This window comes from Elizabethkingia argenteiflava, assembly GCF_009904105.1.
GTDB lineage: Bacteria > Bacteroidota > Bacteroidia > Flavobacteriales > Weeksellaceae > Elizabethkingia > Elizabethkingia argenteiflava.
Genome location: NZ_JAAABJ010000352.1, coordinates 1 through 357, shown reverse-complemented (window position 1 = coordinate 357; position 357 = coordinate 1). Strand labels below are relative to the sequence as shown.

Annotated in this window: 1 protein-coding gene; it reads right to left on the bottom strand. The window is 40.6% G+C overall.

Features of this window, described 5'->3' with window-relative positions:
• Positions 1–133 precede the first annotated feature (133 nt).
• Complete coding sequence (locus GNY06_RS03965; protein WP_166518900.1) at positions 134–280, bottom strand: hypothetical protein; 147 nt, start codon at positions 278–280, stop codon at positions 134–136.
• Between the last annotated feature and the right edge of the window lie 77 nt (positions 281–357).

Here is a 357-nt window from a genome sequence, read left to right as displayed (position 1 = left end):
TTCAAAAGTACCCAGGCGGTCACGACCAGTTTCTAACTCAAATGAGCCAGCACTTAGACTACGCACGGGCTTCTTCGTTTTACCGTTCTTACGGTTAATTTGCTCGTTAAGTTTATCTTGAGCAAGGAGGTATTCAAGCTAACCGGACATCATAGATTCCAGAAAGTGCTTCACCATGGGAGACAGAACCCCATCGGTGCAAGTCATTTTTTTTTCCAGAATAAAGGCCGGCAATAGCCTCATTCTTAAAAGACTCAAAGTCAAATTCTTCTTGTGCCATAAGATATTATATTTAAAGATAATGTGTATGACACAGTTCGAGATACAACCTCAGGCTTGGATTTTTATAATCTGAGC